Origin of the sequence: Flavobacterium ustbae (genome assembly GCF_003946915.1) — a bacterium.
GTDB lineage: Bacteria > Bacteroidota > Bacteroidia > Flavobacteriales > Flavobacteriaceae > Flavobacterium > Flavobacterium ustbae.
Genome location: NZ_RPOC01000001.1, coordinates 386,124 through 404,499, shown reverse-complemented (window position 1 = coordinate 404,499; position 18,376 = coordinate 386,124). Strand labels below are relative to the sequence as shown.

Here is an 18,376-nt window from a genome sequence, read left to right as displayed (position 1 = left end):
ATGCTAACTATATTTCTTTTTTAACAAGCATAAAATAATCATTGTCCAAGGAACGATAGCCTTGATCATACAAGAAATAATATGTATTTCCTGTCTTGGTTTGCAAAATGTTTGTAAAGAATTCAAAATCAAAGCCTTTTGTTAAGAGTTTGTCTCTAGAAGCTTTCGATTTTCCTTCTACATTTAGCTCTGCCAAAATACGGTAATTTTTGCGTAACTTGTTGTTTATATTTCGCATGAAATTCGTACTATCTTTATTTATTTTGTTATTATAGGCATTTCGACAACCGTCTGAGCAAAATTTTTTGTCTTCACGTCCGGAAATTTTAGCTGAGCATTCGAGGCATGTTTTCATTTCACAATTTTTTAATTTGCCGAAAAGTAAGAATTTTAACGCTGTTTTTTTATAATTGCCTGATTAATTTCGTATACAAATAATTCTACTTTCTCTATATTGCAATTTGTTAGCACAATATCTTTAAAGCCATTTTCCATATTAATTCTTAGTTCGTTCGATCTGGCAGGAACATTAAATCCAAATGTGACTTCAATAATTTTGTTAAAATAAGATAAATTTCTTAATAGCTCAACACTTTCTAGAGATTCAATTTCAAATGTTCCGTTATCTTTGATAAAATCAGTATTGTTAATTACAAGATATTCATCAGTAATATCAATTTCAAACAATGGATTTTTTCTAATTACGAACATTTGAAGGCGTTAATTTTTAGTGCTAATCTTCTTAACCTCATAAAGATCGGCTCTACGGTCTTTTAGCGTTTTTACACTTCCATGTTCGTGTAGTTCTTTCAATAAATTCAAATCGACATCTACAATTAACGTCATTTCTGTGTTCGGAGTTGCTTCGGCTTTGATTCCGTTGCTTGGAAAAGCAAAATCAGATGGCGTAAATACAGAAGATTGCGCATATTGAATATCCATATTGTTTACTTTCGGAAGATTTCCAACGCAACCTGCTATGGCTACATAACATTCATTTTCGATCGCGCGCGCCTGCGAACAATGTTTTACACGTGTATATCCGTTTTGCGTATCAGTTAAAAACGGAACAAATAAAATATTCATTCCTTCATCTGCCAAAAGTCTAGAAAGTTCAGGAAATTCAACATCATAACAGATTAAAATTCCGATTTTACCGCAATCCGTATCAAAAGTTTTAAATTCAGATCCGCCTTTCATTCCCCAGTGAATTACCTCGTTTGGCGTAATATGAATTTTGGTATACATTTCTGAAGTTCCGTCTCTTTTGCATAAAAAACCAACATTATACAAATTTCCGCCTTCAAGATAGGGCATACTTCCAGTAATAATATTGATGTTATAAGAAATGGCAAATTCCTGGAAGCGCTTTCTAATTGGGTCAGAATGTCTTGCCAGTTCACGGATAGCTTCTGCTTCAGATAAATGATTGTAATCGGCCATTAACGGTGCGATAAACAATTCGGGAAATAAGGCAAAATCAGATCCATAGCCAGAAACGGCATCAATGAAAAATTCTGCCTGTTCAAATAAAGCTTCTACATTGTTTAACGGACGCATCTGCCACTGGATTAATCCTAATCGAATGATATTTTTCTTAAGATTAATCAGTTTCGGACTATCTTCGTAATAGATATTATTCCACTCTAATAGAACGGCAAATTCTTTTGATTCTTCATCGCCTTCCAAATAGTTTTTAATAATTCTTAAAACATGAAAATCATTGCTTAACTGAAAAGAAAGAACAGGATCGTACAATTCTTTAGTTCTAACTTTTTCAATATAAACTTTGGGCGTCATTTTTTTTGCATGTTCTCTGTAACTCGGGATTCTTCCTGCAAAAACAATCGCTTTTAGATTCAGCTGTTCGCAAAGTTCTTTTCTCGCATCGTACAATCGTCGGCCTAAACGAAGACCTCGATAATTTGGATGAATAAAAACATCTATTCCGTATAAAATTTCAGCATTTGGATTATGGGTAGAAAAGGTATAATCGCCACTAATTTGCTGATAATTATGCCTTTTTTCTACTAATTTTTCGTCAACAATAAGAGACAATGCAGAACCGACCACTTTTCCATCTACTAAAATCACAAGTTGTCCTTCCGGAAAAATAGAAAGCAATCTTTCTATATCGTCAGAACCCCAATAAGAATCGGCCATTTCAGGATACGATTCAATCATTGATTTTTTTAGTTGTTTATAGTCTTCAATTTCAAGATTTCGTAATTCGACTTTATTAATTTTTGCCTGCATATGGTAAGGTTTATCTCAAATATACAAAAAACAATTTCCAATTACAAACGCTTACAAATAGTTACAGTCGACAATAAATAGTTAATAACCGACTGTCGTTACTGGAGTTTTCATCTTTGCAGTGTTGAATTAGAGACATAGTTCAATTTAATAATAACAGTAAAATAATATAAGCCATGAATGCACTGAGAAACAAAGTACAATTAATTGGGAATGTAGGTAACGATCCTGAAATCAAAAATTTTGATAATGGTAAAAAAAATGCGCAATTGACTATTGCAACACACGAAAGATATACAAATGATAAAGGAGAAAAAGTAGAACAAACCGAATGGCATCGCGTAATTGCCTGGGGAAAAACTGCCGAACTTATTGAAAAATATGTTGTAAAAGGCAAGGAAATCGCTGTTGAAGGAAAATTAACTCATCGATCTTATGACGACAAAAACGGCGAAAAAAGATATGTAACAGAAGTAGTAGTAAATGAGATTTTACTGCTAAGTAAATAATCTTTTGCAAGCCTAACAGGTTTTAAACCTGTTAGGCTTATTAATTTTAAAGATTATAAGATAGATGCGCCGTTTGTATCTGTAGTAAGTACTTCGCTCATATAGTCAAAAAATGGACGCATATTTTTGAAAGCATCCAAAGCTAGTTCTAAAAATTGAGGACTCAAGACTTCTTTGTCTGTAAAACGCTTGATAACCAAATATTGTTTATAACGAAGCAAGTCAATGGCTGGATGGTCAATGTCGAAATCTTTTGGTTTTGTTTTGAGTTGTTCGCCTTGTAAAGTTCCAAAATTACTAACGAAAGATTTGGAGTTTAAAATTTTCTGAAATGTCTCGGGATCATTTGCAAATTCAGATCTTATTCTTTTTAAATCTGTAGCGTTTGGTCCCCAAAAGCCACCCGCAAAAAAACTGTTTCCTTTTTCGAGATGAAAGTAATAACCGCCACGTCTTGCTGCGGTCGCACGGGTGTAACTGCCGCCCCAAAATGTTTTAAAAGGCGTTTTATCTTTAGAAAAACGAATATCACGGTAGATTCGGTAAACGCTTTTTTTACCCGAAGCATTTTCTAAAACGTCGGTTTTGGAAAGTTCCTTGAGCAAAGCGTCGGCAAAATTTTCGATATGATTGAGTTCTATCAAATACTGTGGTTTATGCTCTTCAAACCAAGGTTTATTGTTGTTTTGTTTGAGCTCAACCAAAAAGTCAAGACTAGATTTGGGTATTGTAAAATCGTTTTTCATAATTGAATTTAAAAATCGAAAGTGAACTGCAATTTAAAACTAAAAAACCCACCAGAGAAATCTGATGGGTAATTCTATATGTTTTAAGCAGTCTTTTTGAATAAATCGAACATAGGACAGCGTGTGCAGCGTTTTTTCTCGCTCTTTTTGTATTTTTCACAGCAAGAAGATTTACGGTTTTCAATCTTCTTGATCTTATCAAGGATATCAGAATTCTTCTTTTTCTTTTTATCCTTTTTCTTGTCCTTGTCTTTTTCTTTCTTGCCCAATTTTCCTCTGTATTATAAAAACAGAGACAAATATAAACGAAAAAAGTTATTTGTAAATATTCTAAATAAACTTTAACTTTTTTATTTTGGATTAATAGCGATTGAACTTGTAACTGTTAACTGTTGAATATCACGATCAAACAAATAAAGTCCGCCTTTGTCATCACCAATTAAGTTGATTTTATCTAAAATAGATTTAGCTGTAGCTTCTTCTTCGATTTGTTCAGAAACATACCATTGTAAGAAATTGTGTGTAGCATAATCTCTGTCTTCAAAAGTAATATGCACCAGTTCGTTAATAGATTTCGAAACAAAAAGTTCATGATTATAAAGCTCTTCAAACATTTCTTTGAATGTAGTATAAGTAGTTTTAGGCGCTTTTAAATCTGTAACCTGAGCATGACCTCCGCGTTCGTTTACATATTTAACCAATTTAAGCATGTGTGCACGCTCTTCGTCTGACTGTGTGTACATAAATTGAGCAATTCCTTCCAATCCGTGTACTTCTGCCCAACAAGCCATAGCAAGGTAGGTTTGCGAAGATTCTGATTCGATACGGATTTGCTTATTTAAAGCCGATTCAATATTTTTTGATAGCATAATAGATGTCTTTTTTGTAAAATTAAGAAAAATTATTCATTTCATTTTTTTCAAAGCCTAGAAAACATAAGTGATTTGATTTCTTTTCAATAATTAATTGCGGTGTACTACTGCCAAAAAAAGTGTTTTGAGAAGTGAGGCACTATCATTACAAAATAAAAAGTCCTTAAGATAATTTATCTTAAGGACTTCGGTTTATAATTAAAAAAAGGAATTATTTAACAATAAACGTAACTCTTCTAGCTAATCTTCTAGCTTCTTCAGAATCTTTTTGAATTGTAGTATCTGCGCCATTAGCAATAACATTTAAACGAGAAGAAGCAATTCCGGCTTTTTCAAAAATAGTTTTAACGTTTGTTGCTCTAATATTAGATAGTTTTTCATTGTATTCTGCTTTTCCAACTTGGTCAGCATAACCAACAAGATCAAGATTAGCAGAAGGATTTCTTCTTAAGTAGTTTAAAACAACATCAATTGCTGCAGTTGAGTTATCGATTGGAGTTGTTTTATTAAAGTCAAAATACACACTGTAATATTTATCATTGATCATTCTTTTGATCAATTCATCATTAGTAAGCTGTGGATTGTTAACTTGTTTCTCAATAACTAACTCTTTTGGTGCAGGTATGTTCTTGATTTGAGCTTCAAGATCTGCTACCTTATTTTCTAAACCAGAAATATCTGCATTACCGTTGTTTTCTGTTACGATCCAGTCAGCATGTTTTTCGTTTTTACCTAAGTAAATGTTTAAACCAACAGTTCCGTTAAAAACTATTCCAGAAAAACCTCTGTTTCCTGGACGGTATGCGCCATCAAATGTACGATCTTGCGATGCATTCAAAATAGTAGAGAAATCTCCAGTAAGTGCTACTCTGTTTGATAATTTGATCTGTCCTGTTACTCCAGCAATGAAGTTACCAATTTCATCTGCTCCTTTGTAATTATCGTTTCTTAATTGAGCATAACCAAAACCTGCGTGTCCTAATAAACCTAAAGTATTAGTCCAAGTTTCAAAATTCATGATGCGGCCTAAGTTGGCAACAGCTTGTAAATCTACTCTGTAGTATTTTGAATCAAAATCGATAGAACTTCCTTTTGAAGTAAAACTGTTGTATCCAAAATCAGCTTTCAAACCAAATTTATTGTTTAACATATAACGAACACCTAAGTCTCCAGTCCAAGGGCTTATTGTGTTAGTTGAATACCCATCACTAAATGGTCGCTGCGGTTTGTTAACTCCAGCACCTAAGTCTATAGACCATTTGTTAAAACTTTTACTGTTCTCTGTTTGCGCACGCACTCCTGTTAACGCCAGGGCAAATGCAAGAGTCATAACAACTTTTCTCATCATTTTTAAATTTAAATTTTTGCTCAAAACAACAAAAAATTGTAAGCAAAAACTTTCTTTAAAAGTTTAAAAAGTATCATAATAAGGTCACTTGATGAAATCTAAAAATAATGAGTAGAGAAAAGAAAGTAAAAAAGAGAAATACTGTTTTGTAAGTTGTTGAAAATGAGTTTTTAATTAAATCCGTCGGTAAACTTTCGCAGGACAAATTGTTTGGCAACAATATCGTAATAATTTAAAATAGTGTAGTTTTTTAGCTTAAGCGTATTATAAAGAACGGCTTCTTTATGAGTATCTAAAAAGTAGAAAATTTTATCACTAGCAAATGGTTCATGCGTTTCTTGAGTCAATTCTAGTTTTTTGGTCCATATACTTTCAAAAAATACGGAGTAGTTGCTCTCAATATTATAATAATTGTTTGAAGGAAAATCTCCAAACGGATCATTAAAAGCGTTTATGGATATTGTATTAAAACTGCTACCCGTTCCTCCAAAGGTGATGAAGAGATTTTTTTCGTTTTTATATACAGAAACTCCTCCATCAAGAGCAGATAATTCTTTTAAAAATTTAGCCGTATTCTTTAATTTTCGGGGTTCTCGATTCTCAATCTGCAGCAGCAAAGGCGAATTGCTGAAGCGGATAGTGTCTTTTTTGGAAACCGAAAATGTTTTTATCGATTGGCCAGATTCATAGTCTTTAATATCAAACAAAAGCTCGTCGGCATTAACATTGAGTTGATATAGTTTATTTTCATGATAATACGAATTAGACGTTTTTGGGTTTTTCTCTCCAATTGGTTTTATAAATGTTTTCTCTTTTATTTCCAAACTTTCTAAATCGATATCAAACAATTGTGTTTTTCTAAAACTGTGGTCTAAAGTTAAGATTAAACGATTAGGCAGGGTATAAATTTTACTTTTGGCCGTAACTTTATATAGCGGATTGTATTCGCCAGCATCCATTTTTTCAATTGGATTTTCATTCAAAATTTGAGTGAATGTTTTAGGCTGGGTTTTTCTGTCTATAAATTTGAAAGAACTGAAATCTAAAAACTTTTCTTGAGCCATTCCGTTTTTAAATATAAAAGCAGTCAATGCGTCTCTAGTTCTTTCCTGCATTAGCAGATAGAAATTATTGTCTTTTTGATAATGTGTCAAAATAGCCTTGTCGTCAAGCGGAATTTGAAATTTTAGTGCTCTAGAAGTTTTGTTTTCCAGATAATACTTAATCAGAATCATCGTTTTTTCTTCTTTCGAAAACCAGTACAAAGTAGGATTTCCATCTTCGCTAAAACTATATCCCATAAGAGATCTGTTCTCAGTATACTGACGGTTGGTGACAAATTTATCTCTTAAAAATAAAGCGCTGTTGTATTTTAGTATAGAGAGACTGTCTGCACTTGCGGCAAAAACAAATACGTCATGCGTAACGGTGTTTTCTGCAGTTACAATTTCAGACTGGTCTATTTTATTTTTTAAATCGATGGCATAAGAAGTTAGCACTGTTTGACTAAGCAAAGTGGCACTGGAGATTAAAAATAAAAAAAGAAAAACTCGTTTCATGTGTTTTTGGGCTGCAAAAAGTATTCCGATTATTTTATTGATTCATAAGCTCTTGAAAAAGATCTACAAACTGGCCAACGTGCATTCCGTCCATTAAGCCGTGATGTACGTAGACAGCCATTGACATGGTTCTTTTGCCTGTTTCTGAAACCATCATTTTTCCAAAAGAAATTTTAGGACAGCTGTCTGGATATGTAAAACTGCGTGCGTGGGTTATAGAACTAAAATTCAGCCACGGAATTGCAGAAAAATGAATCAGATTGTCGTCGTCAAAAGATCGGGTGAAAAGTCCGGTTGTGTTTTGAATGCGTTCGATTTCTATTAATGCAATTTTTTCAAATGTTTTAAAATCTGGATCATATTCAATTAAAGAAAAACCAAAAGTTCCGTCTTCACGGCCAATTGTTGCCGATGCGTCAACGCGGTCATTAATGAAAATCTGGTTTTCTGAAATTCGATATTTAAAATTTTCAATGGCATTTATGGCAACCAATGTTTTGTGTAAATAGAAAATGAAAAAAGAGGCATTTTTGCTTTTTGCGTTTTGATATGCTTTGGTACAATCAATTTCTACCGTAACACCAAAAAAAGGTTCTTCCATTTGTTTAAAATGGGCAAAATGTTCTTTTCTATTCCAGTTTTCTAAGTCTAAAAGTGTTTTCATTATAATAAATTCGGAACCACTTCTGCGATAGTTTCAAAAGAACTAAAGTGCTCGTGTTCTATAGTATGATTAATTTTTTCGTGTTCCCACGTTGTGTGAAACGGAATATGAACGGCATAACCGCCAATTCCTAAAACTGGGAGAACATCAGATTTTAATGAATTTCCGATCATTAAAAACTCATGCGCTTCAATGTCTAAACGGCCTAAAAGTTTTTGATAATCAATTTCCTGTTTGTCTGACATTACTTCGATATGATGAAAATAATGACCCAAACCAGAACGGTGCAATTTGCTGTGCTGGTCTTTTAAATCGCCTTTTGTTGCAACGACCAATTTATATTTTCCTTTTAAAGATTCGAGAGTTTCTTCGATTCCGTCTAGAAGTTCAATTGGTTTTTCGAGTAATTCTTTTCCGTATTGAATTATTTTTTCAATGACTTCAACTGGTATTGTATTGTTTGAAATGTTCATTGCCGCTTCGATCATTGAAAGAATGTAGCCTTTAATTCCGTAACCGTACAAAGGTAGATTGGCAATTTCAATTTTGAATAATTCCTGCGAAATGCCTTGGTGTGAAAGATAGTCTTCCATCAAAGCACAGAATTTATGTTCTGTTTCCTCAAAATAAGGTTCGTTTACAAACAAAGTGTCATCGGCATCAAATGCGATTACTTTTAAGTTTGGAATTTTAGTTTTATGTAACATAATGTTTTTTGTTTCAAGTTTGTTAGCCACGAATTCAGGAATTTATTGAGAGAATAATTTCTAGAATTGGAAGGCGAAGTAATTTCACAAATTTTATTGCTTCTAATATATCTGTTAAGATAAAAAAAATCTGCTCAATCTGCAGAATCTGCTGGAGATATTTTGCCACAGATTAAAAGATTAAAAGGATTTTTTAAATCTGCTGAAATCTATTCAAATCTGCGTGAAATTTTTGTTAGCCACAACCCGAGCGATAGCGAACAGACGAAGCAATTGCACAAATTTTCACAAATTTCTTTAATATGAATAAATCTGCTGAATCTGCATAATCTGCGAGAGATAAATATTTGCCACAAATTAAAAGGATTAAAAAGATTAATTTAAAAAAGTAAAATCTGTTTGATCTGCTTAAATCACTTGGAATCTGCGTGAAAATCAATTCTTATAAAAAAGCCTTTTAAAAGAAATCGTTTTATCGTAGAAAGTAATTCGAATTCCGAAAAGCAGAATAATTCCGCCGAAAACCATCTGTAAAGTTATTTTTTCTTCCAAAAATAGCCAAGCTAAAATAGCAGTAATTACAGCCTGACTTAACAGACTCAATGAAACTCTCGTGGCTCGCATGTGCTGCGTGGCATAACTGATAGAAAGCCAGGCACACAATTGGCAAATTACGGCTTGTAAAATTAAAACAAACCAGCCTGTATCTGTAAAACCTATAAAAGGCTCGCCCAAAGCATAACAAAGAATTCCTAAATAAATACTTGAAGCCATTAAACTGATGGTCATAAAGGATAAAACATCGACTTGTGATAAAACATTTTTACTGATTAAAAGATAAATCGAATAGAAGATTCCAGACAAAACCGCAAAAAGAAAAGCTTTATCAAAGTTTAAATCGACAAAAAATTCAAAACCAACTAAAGTAATCATTCCAAAAAGCGAAACCACAGTTCCGATCCAGAAGTTGGTTGCGGGCCTTACTTTCAAAAAGAAAAAAGAACCAATGCCAACCCAAACTGGCGATAAATTTGTAAGCAGCGACGCCTGTGTAGCGCTCGATTCCTGAATGGCGATATTCCAAACCGCAACATCCGACGAGAAAATAACACCGCAAAGTGCAGCCAAAACCAGAAATTTAGGTTTTGGCAATTTAAAATTCCCAGACAGAATAGTATAAGGCAAGAGTAAAGTAACCGCAAAAGCCATTCGGTAAAATGCCGAAATTAATCCCGGAGTTAAGCGTAATTTTACCAAGATTGGAAAAATAGAAATACAAAGTATTCCGGCAATTAGGGCTAATCTTGGTTTGGTAAGTTTCATGCGTATTTTATTTGAGGTATTTTTTTTCAAAGATAGTTTAGAAAACGAATATCATAAAAGCAAAAACGCGAATCAATTACAAATGGCAATTGGTTCGCGCTTTTTTATTTTAAAAAGAAGGATTTTTATTCTTTTGTTTCTTCCACTTGAATGGTTGGAGGTGTTTCTGAAGGAGTGTCTTCACCCTTTAAATAAGTTGGTAAATTCAATCCAGCCATATTAAATAAATCATTTAAAGGCGGAACTGTTTTCATCATTCCAGAAACAAAATTGGCTGTCGACCCATTTTCGCCCTGACCATTTCCAGAATCCCAAACGGTGATTTTATCAATTTTAATGTTTTTAACAGCTTCAACTTGCGTTTTAACCAATTCAGGAAGTTTTTCTAATAATAAAAGTTGGAATGCTTTGCTTGGATCTCCGCCAGCTGCGGCTACAACTTCTTTGTAACCTTCTGCTTGTTTGGTCAGAATTTCTAATAAACCTTTTGCTTCGGCTTCCATTTTAGCAAAGATAGCATCGGCTTCTCCTTTTGCATTTTCTCTTATAGTTTCGGCTGCAGCTTGCGCTTCGATAATAGCTCTTTGTTTAGCAATTTCTGCAGGAATTACAATATTTGCAATTTGAGTAGAACGTTCTCTTTCAGAACGGGCCAGCTCGGCTTTTTGTTCTGCAAGGTAAGATTCTTCCAATGCTTTTGCCTGTTGTACTTTTTCAGCAGCAATTGCAATACGTAACGATTCTGCTTCTTTCTCTCTTCGGATCGCTTCAGAATTGGCGATAGCAATTTTCGCCTCGTTTTCTCCCTGAATCGCAATAGCGTTTGCTTCAGAAGTTTTTACCCTTGTATCTCTTGCTGCTTCTGCTTTACCAATTGTTTCATCTTTAGAAGCGGTTGCAATACTAATTTCTTTATCTTTTTGAGTAATGGCAATTTTTACATCACGATCTCTATGGGTTTCTGCAATTTGAGTATCTTTTTCTCTATCGGCAAGAGCTTTACCAATTTCTCCGATTTTTTCCTGCTCGGCAACACTAATTTTTGCTTCGTTGATTGCTTTTGCAGCGGCTTCTTTTCCTAAAGCTTCAATATAACCCGATTCATCGCGAATATCCGTAACGTTTACGTTGATTAGTTTAAGACCAATTTTCTTTAATTCGCTGTCTACGTTTTTAGAAATATTATCTAAGAATTTATCACGGTCAGAGTTGATTTCTTCAATAGTCATTGTGGCAATAACCAAACGAAGCTGACCAAACAAAATATCTTTTGCCAACTCTTGAACTTGTTCTGATGATAAACCCAATAATCTTTCAGCTGCAGTATTCATACTGTCAGATTCTGTAGAAATTGCAATCGTAAATCGACATGGAACATCGACTCTAATATTTTGACGGCTTAATGCATTCGTCAAATTGGCCTCAATAGAAAGCGGTTTTAAATCCAAAAAAGAATAATCCTGAATAACGGGCCAGATAAAAGCGCCTCCACCGTGTACACAACGTGCTGAGGTTCCGCCAGTACGACCATAGATTACTAAAATTTTATCTGAAGGACAACGTTTGTACCTCGAGATTAATGCTGAAATGGTTACGAATAGAACGATTGCTGCGACTGCAATCAAAATAATTGGGTTGATCATTATAGTTTATGTTATATGGTTTCTACAATTAAGAGGTTGTTATTTTCTATTTTAATAACTTTTACAGCAGTTCCAGAAGGAATTCTGGCATTTTCAGTCATTGCTTCCAATTCGTGAAAAGCCCCGTTTACGCTAATCATAATTTTACCTTTTCCAGTCTTGTTTTCTGGAATTGTTAAATAGACTTCTGCCGTTTTATTGATTGTATTGGTAATTTTAAAAGAATTGTCTTCGGCGAGTTTTTGCACTTGTTTGATAACGAAGAAAAACAAGAGTACAAACAAAACTCCAACAACCAATGCTAGAGTAATTAGAAACCAAGGTTTTTCGCCAAGTGTAGAATAAAATGAAATTCCTGTCCAGCTAAAACCTAAAAGAAAGTTGATTAGGTTTCTTAGCGAGAACCATTGAAAATCTCCTCCATCGTGTAGATGGGCGTCAAAATCGGTGTCGAAACCATCGGCAATATCAAGACCCGAAAAAGTAATGATGGTTTGAATAAGAAAAATTAAACTTGTTGGAATAGCGATATACCAAAAAGATTTCAGCAGGGTAGGCAAACTTTCTATTAGCTCCATAATTAACAGGTTTTTTCAAACATTTCGGTGCTAATATCTTAATTTTTATGAAAGAAAACTAATTTCAGAAAAAAATACGTCTACAGCTATCTGCAGGTAGAAAAATGAACAATAACTTTCTAAATTGTAGTTGCTATGTTTATAAATCTCTAACAAAAGGCTCTTTTATATATTATTCTGTTTTCTAATATTTAGTGCGATCTATGTCTTTAATATTGTTAAACAAATAGTACGAATCTATTAAAATTCAAGAGCTATAATATGCAATATGCTGTTAAGCATTAAATGTTGGTAGAAAAAGCATATTCACACAAATTAGTGTGCCGTAGGCACACAATAATGTTTTTGGTTTCGTACCTACGGCACGAAGATGAATTTTAAATCATAATTCTACCGATATTTAATGCCTAACGGCACAATTTGAAAGCTATTAACGAGAAATCGCGCTCGAAATTCAGCAACAAATTCTACCAGTATTTAATGCCTAACGGCATAACTTGAAAGCTATATTAACGAGAAATCGCGCTCGAAATTCGGCAACAAATTCTACCGGTATTTAATGCCTAACGGCACAATTTGAAAGCTATTAACGAGAAATCGCGCTCGAAATTCGGCAACAAATTCTACCAGTATTTAATGCCTAACGCCATAATTGAAGCTATATTAACGAGAAATCGCACTCAAAATTCAGCAACAGTGCTTGAATTCTTCGTGCGATTTCTCGTTTCGTTCCTCTAAATTAGAAACGATATGTTTATTATCTGAAAGTGTTTTAATTCACAGTTGCTCCATTTGGCGCATCAGCATCTGGATTTACAAAAACCAGTTTTCCTTCTGCATTGGTTGTCATCAAGATCATACCTTGACTTTCAACACCGCGTAAAGCTCTTGGAGCAAGGTTTGCTAAAACAGAAACTCTCTTTCCGATGATTTCTTCTGGAGAAAAACTCTCAGCAATACCTGAAACAATTGTGCGAACATCGATTCCAGTATCTACTTTAAGAACTAAAAGTTTGTTTGCTTTTGGCATTTTTTCAGCTTCTAAAATAGTTCCGATACGAATATCCATATTCGCGAAATCCTCAAATTGAATTAAATCTTTTTGCGGTTCTGCTTGTTTGCTTTCAGCCAAATTAGCTGTTTTTGTTGCTTCCAATTTATCTATTTGTTTTTGTATTTCTTCATCTTCAATTTTAGCGAAAAGCAATTCTGCTTCCCCAATTTTATGTCCAGCTGGCAATAAATCTGATTGCTCAGAAATGTCATTCCAACCTAATACTTTATCCAAAACAACATCTGTAGCTCCAGGATGATTTTCTTTCAAAAATTTGCTAAACCCTTTAAAATGTTCTTTAAGATCATTTAAGTTTAAGATTTTTGACAATTTAGCGGCTGTAAAAGGTAAAAATGGTTCAGCTAAAACGCTCAACGCAGCAGCGATTTGCAACGCTACATACATTTGCGTTTTTACACGCTCTGGATTGTCTTTCATCACTTTCCAAGGCTCTTCGTCTGCCAGATATTTATTTCCTAAACGAGCTACATTCATCAGTTCGCCCAAAGCTTCACGGAATCTGTAACGCTCAACCGAGCTTGAAATTACGGCTGGATACGCTTTTAATTCTGCTAAAGTCTGTTCGTCAACTTCTGTAAATTCGTTTGGCGTCGGGATAATTCCATCGTAATATTTGTTGGTCAAAACCACCACACGATTAATGAAGTTTCCGAAAACGGCAACTAATTCATTGTTATTTCTAGCTTGGAAATCTTTCCAAGTAAAATCATTATCCTTTGTCTCAGGTGCGTTTGATGTTAAAGCGTAACGTAAAACATCTTGCTTATCTGGGAATTCTTCTAAGTATTCGTGTAGCCAAACTGCCCAGTTTTTAGAAGTTGAAAGTTTGTTTCCTTCCAAATTCAAAAATTCATTTGCAGGAACGTTGTCTGGCAAAATATAGCTTCCTTCAGCTTTTAGCATCGCTGGGAAAATAATACAGTGAAAAACAATATTGTCTTTTCCGATAAAGTGAACCAATTTCGTTTCTTCATCTTTCCAATAGGGTTCCCAATCTTTTCCTTCGCGCGCAGCCCATTCTTTGGTAGACGAAATATAGCCAATTGGCGCATCAAACCAAACGTATAATTTTTTGCCTTCAGCACCTTCAACAGGAACATCAATTCCCCAATCTAAGTCACGTGTTACGGCGCGAGGTTCTAAACCAGCATCGATCCAAGATTTTACTTGTCCGTAAACATTCGTTTTCCAGTCGTTTTTATGGCCTTCTAAAATCCATTTGGTTAAGAAATCTGAATATCTGTCTAAAGGTAAAAACCAGTGTTTGGTTTCTTTAAGAATTGGAGTTTCTCCAGTAATAGTCGATTTTGGGTTGATCAAATCGGTTGCATTCAAAGTCGATCCGCATTTTTCGCATTGATCGCCGTACGCTTCTGGATTATCACATTTCGGGCAAGTTCCTACAACAAAACGGTCAGCCAAAAACTGATTCGCTTTTGCATCGTACAATTGTTCTGTAACTTCTTCGATAAAATCGCCTTTATCATATAATGTTCTAAAGAATTCCGAAGCCGTATCGTGATGAATTTTAGCAGAAGTTCTGGAATAATTATTGAATGAAATTCCGAAATCTTCAAACGATTTGCGGATAATTCCATCATATTTATCAATAACCTGCTGTGGTGTAACTCCTTCTTTTTTGGCTTTCATAGAAATTGCAACCCCGTGTTCATCGCTTCCGCAGATAAATGCTACATCTTTTCCTTGCAATCTTAAATATCTAGAATATATATCTGCAGGCACGTAAACCCCAGCCAAATGTCCAATATGGATTGGTCCGTTGGTGTAAGGCAATGCCGCCGTGATCGTATATCTTTTTGGATTCTGTGTCATTATATGAATTTTATGAAGTGCAAAAATAAGCAATAGAATTGAAATTTTACTATTCCGCAGAGATTCACAAAGAAAACACAGAGATTCACTAAGATTTTTTTGAGTTTTGCCACGAAGGCGCTAAGGCGCAAAGTTCTATTTGCCACAGATTGAAAAGATTAAAATGATTTTTTTACGAAGTGTTTTAAAATGAACCAACATTGTCAGGCTGAGCGTCCCGAGAATTCGGGAGAAGCCCCACCCATTGATTCAGCAAACGTGGCTTCTCCCGAATTCTCGGGACACTCCGCCTGACAAAACATAATGAAAAACTTTGCGGCTTCACATTTTGTGAGTTTTAAAAAGCTTCGTGCCTTAGCGTCTTTGTGGCAAAAGCATAAAAAGAAAAACTTTGCGCCTTTGCGTCTTTGCGAGATTTTTTCTGCGGTCTTAATAAAGAAACTTTGCGAATCTCGGAGAAAACCTTCGTGCATCTCTGTGAAACAATTATCTTATGGTCTTTTTGACTATATTTGAAAAAAAATATCAAAACCAACTTCAAATGAACAAAATATACCTTTCCGTTTTATTTCTATTAATTGTGTTTTCAGTCAATTCGCAATCACAATCCGACAAAATTTTAAAAGAAAACAAATTCAATAATCCGATTTTTGCAGGCGATTATCCCGATCCGAGTTTGCTGCGCGACGGAAAAGACTATTACGTTGTGCATTCTTCTTTCGATTATTATCCGGGACTTTTAATCTGGCATTCGACCGATTTAATGAATTGGGAACCCGTAACCAATGCGCTTCATAAATATGTAGGAGCTGTTTGGGCTCCAGATTTAATTAAATACAACAATAAGTATTACATCTATTTTCCGGCGAATAACACCAATTTTGTCGTAACAGCCGATTCTATAAACGGTCCATGGAGTGAACCTGTAGATTTGAAAATTGGAAATATCGATCCTGGACATGTTACCGATGATAAAGGGAATCGATTTTTGTATTTCAGTAACGGAGGTTATGTTGCACTTTCAAAAGACGGACTTTCGGTAACGAGCGAACTAAAACATGTTTACGATGGCTGGAAAATTCCGCGCGAATGGAGTATCGAATGCTTTTGTATGGAAGGTCCGAAATTATTCAAAAGAGGAGAATATTATTATTTAACCGTTGCCGAAGGAGGAACTGCAGGTCCAGCGACAAGCCATATGGTAATTTCAGCACGATCAAAATCGCCTTTAGGGCCTTGGGAAAATTCACCGCATAATCCCGTTGTTCGAACAAATAGCAGTTCTGAAACTTGGTGGTCAAAAGGACACAGCACCGTTTTTGAAGATGCAAACGGAAAATGGTGGATGATTTTTCACGGTTATGAAAATGGCTATTACAATCTCGGACGCCAGACTTTATTGCAACCTGTAGAATGGACAAAAGACGGCTGGTACAAAATTCCAAACGGAATAGAAACCGATAAACCAATTGCAAAACCAGAAGGGAAGAGGCTTCCAGAATTTTCTTTAAGCGACAATTTTAATGGCACTTCTTTAAAGCCACAATGGAAGTTTTATAACGGGGTTGAAAATTCGAGATTTAAAGTTGCTAATAATTCTTTGACCATACAAGGAAAAGGTGATGGAGTAGGAAACAGTTCGCCGCTTGTGGTTGTTCCTGGCGGACATTCGTATTCTGCTGAGGTTGAAATGGAAATTGAAGGTGATGCGACTGGCGGATTGGTGCTTTTTTATGATAAACAATATTATTCTGGAATATTAGCAGATCAAAACAACATTCTAGCCAACTTGAGAGGATGGCAGTTTCCAACGGAAAAAGATACACACAAACGCAAAGTCTTTCTTAAACTTAAAAATATTAAAAATACGGTAGATATGTTCTACAGCATTGATGGAAAAGATTGGAAAAAGATTGAAAACTCGGTAGAAGTTTCAGGTTACAATCATAATGTTTTGAGTGGTTTCTTAGGTTTAAGAATTGGTCTTTGTTCAATAGGAAAAGGAAGCGTGACGTTTAAGAATTTTGTTTATAAGGCACTATAAGGTTTTGCCACGAAGACACTAAGGCGCGAAGTTTTTTAATCTCGCAAAGTTTTGGGATTCATTTTAAAACACTTTGTAAAAAAATCATTTTTAATCTTTTCAATCTGTGGCAAACAAAACTTTGCGTCTTAGTGTCTTCGTGGCAAAATCGCTGAATCACTGTGCAGGCTTCTCCCGAATTCTCGGGACGCTCAGCCTGACAAACTTTGCGACTTCGCGCCTTTGCGAGATTATTTTAATTGTAATATAGAAGAAAACTTTGCATCTTAATGCTTTCGTGTCAAAAACATTATAACACCTATCTTTGTACTATTCAAAATTGATAGTTATGGCAAAAGGACCTCAAAAAGATTCAAAAAATAAAGCTTTGCATACCAAATTGCTAAAGCGTAAAAAAGCCAAAGTCCAAGAAGAGAAAAAAGAAAGAGCCTTAAAACTGAAAGAGATAATCAGAAAAATGAATGAGCAAAAGAAAAGTAACGAGGGAGAAAGTCAAAATGGTTAATTTTTTCTCCCGCAGATTTAGCAGATTAAAGAGATTTTATTCGTGATCTAATATCTGCCAAATCTGCTCAATCTGCGGGAAACAAAACTTCGCTCTGCAATTAAAAAAGAAAGAGCCTTAAAATTGAAAGAGATAATCACAAAAATGAATGAACAAAAGAAAGTAACGAGGGAGAAAGCCCAAACGGTTAATTTTTTCTCCCGCAGATTTAGCAGATAAGAGATTTTATTCGTATCTAATATCTGCCAAATCCGCTCAATCTGCGGGAAACAAAACTTAGCGAATCTCTATGGAATTCTTCCTAAAGTAGAACCAGTTTAAACTACGATCATCGCTTATAAATGCCAATATATTTCGCAACCTTTGCAGCCGAAAAAAAAACAAATTTATGAGCAAGACGAAATTAATCATCAATAAAAACGGATCTATCAAAATTGAAGGAGATTTTGAAATCATGGATCCAGAAGGAGCACTTTACGGATTACAAGGAAGATCTGCATTGGGACTTTGCCGTTGCGGACATTCTTCAAACAAGCCATTTTGCGATGGAGCACACAGAAATAACTTCGAACACGATTCAATTGCATTCGATTTACCGCCGATGAAAACGAACTAAGAACTTCTTTAGTTTTAAATATTTTAAACCGTATCCGGAAGGATGCGGTTTTTTTGTTTTAAGAATGATTAAAATTTGTGCACTATTAAATTGTAATA

At 34.6% G+C, this 18,376-nt stretch carries 17 protein-coding genes; 4 read left to right on the top strand and 13 right to left on the bottom strand.

Annotation, left to right across the window (positions count from 1 at the left end; all coding sequences use genetic code 11):
* Positions 1-7: 7 nt before the first annotated feature.
* From EG814_RS01715 to EG814_RS01705, 3 genes are read right to left on the bottom strand one after another with little or no spacing between them, the layout of a single operon-like run.
* A complete protein-coding gene (locus EG814_RS01715) occupies positions 8-355 on the bottom strand; it encodes a hypothetical protein (protein WP_125718279.1) in 348 nt (115 codons plus the stop codon).
* 35 nt (positions 356-390) lie between these two features.
* The gene (locus EG814_RS01710; protein ID WP_125718277.1) at positions 391-711 is read right to left on the bottom strand and encodes a hypothetical protein; all 321 of its coding nucleotides are present in this window, start codon (positions 709-711) and stop codon (positions 391-393) included.
* 9 nt (positions 712-720) lie between these two features.
* Positions 721-2,256 carry a bifunctional GNAT family N-acetyltransferase/carbon-nitrogen hydrolase family protein gene (locus EG814_RS01705; protein WP_125718275.1) on the bottom strand — a complete coding sequence of 512 codons (1,536 nt, stop codon included), beginning with the start codon at positions 2,254-2,256 and terminating at the stop codon, positions 721-723.
* A gap of 176 nt (positions 2,257-2,432) precedes the next feature.
* On the opposite strand from EG814_RS01705, the gene EG814_RS01700 reads away from it, so the two are divergent.
* Positions 2,433-2,765, top strand: coding sequence for a single-stranded DNA-binding protein (locus EG814_RS01700; protein ID WP_125718273.1), 333 nt, complete (start codon positions 2,433-2,435; stop codon positions 2,763-2,765).
* A gap of 53 nt (positions 2,766-2,818) precedes the next feature.
* On the opposite strand, the gene EG814_RS01695 is transcribed toward EG814_RS01700, so the two are convergent.
* The 10 genes from EG814_RS01695 to metG all read right to left on the bottom strand — a co-directional run bounded on the left by EG814_RS01695 (position 2,819) and on the right by metG (position 15,113).
* A complete protein-coding gene (locus EG814_RS01695; protein WP_125718271.1) occupies positions 2,819-3,511 on the bottom strand; it encodes a DUF2461 domain-containing protein in 693 nt (230 codons plus the stop codon).
* Between the two features lie 350 nt (positions 3,512-3,861).
* Positions 3,862-4,380 carry a ferritin gene (locus tag EG814_RS01685; RefSeq protein WP_125718267.1) on the bottom strand — a complete coding sequence of 173 codons (519 nt, stop codon included), beginning with the start codon at positions 4,378-4,380 and terminating at the stop codon, positions 3,862-3,864.
* A 214-nt stretch (positions 4,381-4,594) separates the two neighbouring features.
* Positions 4,595-5,731: an OmpA family protein gene (locus EG814_RS01680; protein ID WP_235830887.1), complete on the bottom strand. Its 1,137-nt coding sequence runs from the start codon at positions 5,729-5,731 to the stop codon at positions 4,595-4,597.
* A 170-nt stretch (positions 5,732-5,901) separates the two neighbouring features.
* Complete coding sequence (locus tag EG814_RS01675; RefSeq protein ID WP_125718265.1) at positions 5,902-7,290, bottom strand: hypothetical protein; 1,389 nt, start codon at positions 7,288-7,290, stop codon at positions 5,902-5,904.
* Positions 7,291-7,324: 34 nt separating this feature from the next.
* A complete protein-coding gene (locus EG814_RS01670; RefSeq protein WP_125718263.1) occupies positions 7,325-7,954 on the bottom strand; it encodes a chloramphenicol acetyltransferase in 630 nt (209 codons plus the stop codon).
* On the bottom strand, positions 7,954-8,661 hold the full coding sequence (locus tag EG814_RS01665) for an HAD family hydrolase (protein ID WP_125718261.1): 708 nt from the start codon (positions 8,659-8,661) through the stop codon (positions 7,954-7,956). Before EG814_RS01665 ends, EG814_RS01670 begins: the two co-directional genes overlap by 1 nt.
* A gap of 435 nt (positions 8,662-9,096) precedes the next feature.
* Positions 9,097-9,984 (bottom strand): DMT family transporter, encoded by an 888-nt coding sequence (locus EG814_RS01660; protein ID WP_125718259.1) that lies wholly within the window; start codon positions 9,982-9,984, stop codon positions 9,097-9,099.
* A gap of 125 nt (positions 9,985-10,109) precedes the next feature.
* Positions 10,110-11,627: a flotillin family protein gene (locus tag EG814_RS01655; RefSeq protein WP_125718257.1), complete on the bottom strand. Its 1,518-nt coding sequence runs from the start codon at positions 11,625-11,627 to the stop codon at positions 10,110-10,112.
* A gap of 11 nt (positions 11,628-11,638) precedes the next feature.
* Positions 11,639-12,205 (bottom strand): NfeD family protein, encoded by a 567-nt coding sequence (locus tag EG814_RS01650; RefSeq protein ID WP_206430284.1) that lies wholly within the window; start codon positions 12,203-12,205, stop codon positions 11,639-11,641.
* Between the two features lie 772 nt (positions 12,206-12,977).
* The gene (metG, locus tag EG814_RS01645) at positions 12,978-15,113 is read right to left on the bottom strand and encodes a methionine--tRNA ligase (RefSeq protein ID WP_125718253.1); all 2,136 of its coding nucleotides are present in this window, start codon (positions 15,111-15,113) and stop codon (positions 12,978-12,980) included.
* A 541-nt stretch (positions 15,114-15,654) separates the two neighbouring features.
* Here metG and EG814_RS01640 point away from each other — a divergent pair.
* The 3 genes from EG814_RS01640 to EG814_RS01635 all read left to right on the top strand — a co-directional run bounded on the left by EG814_RS01640 (position 15,655) and on the right by EG814_RS01635 (position 18,278).
* On the top strand, positions 15,655-17,157 hold the full coding sequence (locus EG814_RS01640; RefSeq protein ID WP_125718251.1) for a family 43 glycosylhydrolase: 1,503 nt from the start codon (positions 15,655-15,657) through the stop codon (positions 17,155-17,157).
* Positions 17,158-17,485: 328 nt separating this feature from the next.
* A complete protein-coding gene (locus EG814_RS20935; RefSeq protein ID WP_164515256.1) occupies positions 17,486-17,662 on the top strand; it encodes a hypothetical protein in 177 nt (58 codons plus the stop codon).
* A gap of 388 nt (positions 17,663-18,050) precedes the next feature.
* On the top strand, positions 18,051-18,278 hold the full coding sequence (locus EG814_RS01635; protein ID WP_125718248.1) for a CDGSH iron-sulfur domain-containing protein: 228 nt from the start codon (positions 18,051-18,053) through the stop codon (positions 18,276-18,278).
* The last annotated feature ends 98 nt before the right edge of the window (positions 18,279-18,376 follow it).